The sequence below is a fragment of the Puia sp. genome, from assembly GCF_036500295.1.
Classification (GTDB): domain Bacteria; phylum Bacteroidota; class Bacteroidia; order Chitinophagales; family Chitinophagaceae; genus Puia.
This window is the reverse complement of sequence record NZ_DASYCH010000060.1, coordinates 1-2,331: the sequence shown is the minus strand read 5'-3', so window position 1 is coordinate 2,331 and position 2,331 is coordinate 1. Positions and strand designations below refer to the sequence as shown.

Below are 2,331 nucleotides of genomic sequence, written 5' to 3'. Positions count from 1 at the left end.
GGTACTTTATAGAGGGCGAGTTCCTGCCAGATGATCTCGTCGTTGGTATTGTAGTAGGCTTTCAGGATATCCACTTGTTTCTCCAACTGGCGGCAGAGTTTGCGTACTACTTCTTCCGTTTCATTGATGACGATCGTAAAGCGGTGGATGCCTTCCGATTCGGAAGGGGATGTGTTGAGGCTTTCGATATTGATCTTACGGCGGGAGAAAAGGATGGCGATCCGGTTGATGAGGCCGATCTGGTTTTCCGTGTAGACCGTAATCGTATATTCTTGTTTACCCGTGCTCATATCTTTTAGTTTGTTAAATGTTTGCTCTTGTGGTTTGTTGAATGTTTGCTCTTTTAGTTTGTTGAATGTTTGCTCTTGTGTTTATTTATGCCTGATCTTTTAGTTTGTCGAATGTTTGTTTTTTATTGTTTGACGGCTTCTATGCGTAATCTTTTATAGTTGCCGTACCAGTTATGGTTTCTGAAGTTCGTGGGCCGTACCGCCTCCTGGATCTCGTCGAGGACCGGTTCGATGGCGGAGTCGGGGATATCATTAAAGAAGGCGTTGCCGAACATCTTGATCCAGTCTTTGATCCCGTTGTCGGTATCCTGTAGTTGGGTGGGCCGGTCAAAGTGGGCGGCGAAGCGAACGCGGAACCCTCTTTTTTCCAGTAGGGTGCTGTATTCGCCCAGTGAGGGAAAATACCAGAGTTGGGTTGCGGCGTTGCTGTAGTATCCGTGGCGGGTGAGGACCTTGCGGGTGGCGACGACGATCTCTTCTACATTTCCTTTGCCGCCCATTTCGAGGATGAAGCGACCGCCGGGGCGCAGGGCTTTATAGATATTGTCGATGGCTTGTTCTTTGTCCAGCACCCAGTGAAGGGTAGCGTTGGAGAAAACGGCGTCGAATGGGGTATCGAAATGAAAGGCGGTAGCGGACATAACGCGGAAATCGAGATCGGGATAGGCTGCGGTGGCGCGTCCGATCATGGAGGCCGAGTGGTCGATGCCGATGACGCGGGCGCCGGCTTGTGCGATCAGGTTGGTGAGATAGCCGGTGCCGCAGCCGAGATCGAGGATCCTTTCTCCTTGTTGGGGGGCCAGCAGGTGTACGACGTCTTCGCCAAATTTGAAGACAAAATTGTGTTTGTCATCGTAAAGGCCGGCATTCCATTTTGTATCGAGCGTTGTTGTCATGTTCATTCATTGGTGCGTCCGGGTCCATTTGTTAATGAGACCGGTGGGCGGTGCGCTGTTATTTAAGTCTGATCTCGCTGACGCTGCATCCCTGGGGTACCATGGGGAAAACGTTGTTCTCCTTCCCGGTGAAAACTTCCAGCAGGTAAGAGCCTTTATGGCTGAGCATAGCGGACAGGGCGGCGTGCAGGTCTTCTCTTTTTTCGATGCTTTGTCCGGCGATGCCATAGGCTTTGGCCACCTGGACGAAGTCGGGGCTGGCGATGTCGACGAAGGAATAACGCCGGTCGTTGAACAGTTGTTGCCATTGGCGGACCATGCCGAGGAAGCGGTTGTTGAGGATCAGGATCTTGATATCGACGCCGGACTGCATGATCGTTCCCAATTCCTGGAGGGTCATCTGGAAACCGCCGTCGCCGATGATGGCAACTACGGTTCTATCGGGGGATCCGAATTTAGCGCCGATGGCGGCGGGGAGTCCGAATCCCATTGTGCAGAGGCCGCCGGAGGTGATATTGCTTTTTGATTCGTTGAATTTTGCATAGCGGCAGGCTACCATCTGGTGTTGGCCTACATCGGTTACGATGATGGCGTTGCCGCCGGTCAATTCATTGAGGGTTTTCATGTCTTCGCCCATCGTCATTTGAGGGGTGGTGGGGTTCATCTCATCATAGATGACGGCTTCGTCTTCCTGCCGATAGAAATCGTTGAATTTCTTCAGCCATTCGGGGTGGGTTTTTTTATCGACGAGTTCGGTGAGCAGGGGGAGGGTTTCCTTGCAATCTCCCCAGATGCCGACGGCAGCCTTTACGTTCTTATCGATCTCGGCGGGGTCGATGTCGAGGTGGATCACTTTTGCCTGCCGGGCGTACTTGTCGAGGCGGCCGGTGACGCGGTCGTCGAAGCGCATGCCGATCGCGATCATTACATCGCATTCGTTGGTCAGGACGTTGGGGCCGTAATTGCCGTGCATACCCAGCATGCCTACGTTGAGGGGGTGGCTGGTGGGCAGGGCGCTGAGGCCGAGGATCGTCCAGGCGGAGGGGATACCGCATTTTTCAACGAAGGTCTTGAATTCTTTTTCCGCCTTGCCGAGGATAACGCCCTGGCCGAAGAGGACAAAGGGTTTTTTTGCTTCGTTGATG

At 52.9% G+C, this 2,331-nt stretch carries 3 protein-coding genes; all 3 read right to left on the bottom strand.

Going from position 1 to position 2,331, the window contains the following annotated elements:
- A partial coding sequence (gene ilvN / locus VGM48_RS12090) for an acetolactate synthase small subunit (RefSeq protein ID WP_331579398.1) occupies nucleotides 1–290 on the bottom strand: 290 nt, incomplete at its 3' end.
- Between the two features lie 122 nt (nucleotides 291–412).
- Nucleotides 413–1,186: a class I SAM-dependent methyltransferase gene (locus VGM48_RS12085; RefSeq protein WP_331579395.1), complete on the bottom strand. Its 774-nt coding sequence runs from the start codon at nucleotides 1,184–1,186 to the stop codon at nucleotides 413–415.
- A gap of 58 nt (nucleotides 1,187–1,244) precedes the next feature.
- Nucleotides 1,245–2,331, bottom strand: a 1,087-nt coding sequence (locus VGM48_RS12080) for a thiamine pyrophosphate-binding protein (RefSeq protein WP_331579393.1), incomplete at its 5' end; no start/stop codon positions are given.

What these genes read in the sequence shown, in the direction of transcription:
- VGM48_RS12085 (WP_331579395.1), bottom strand. Translation starts at nt 1,186, where the DNA reads ATGACAACAACGCTCGATACAAAATGGAATGCCGGCCTTTACGATGAC.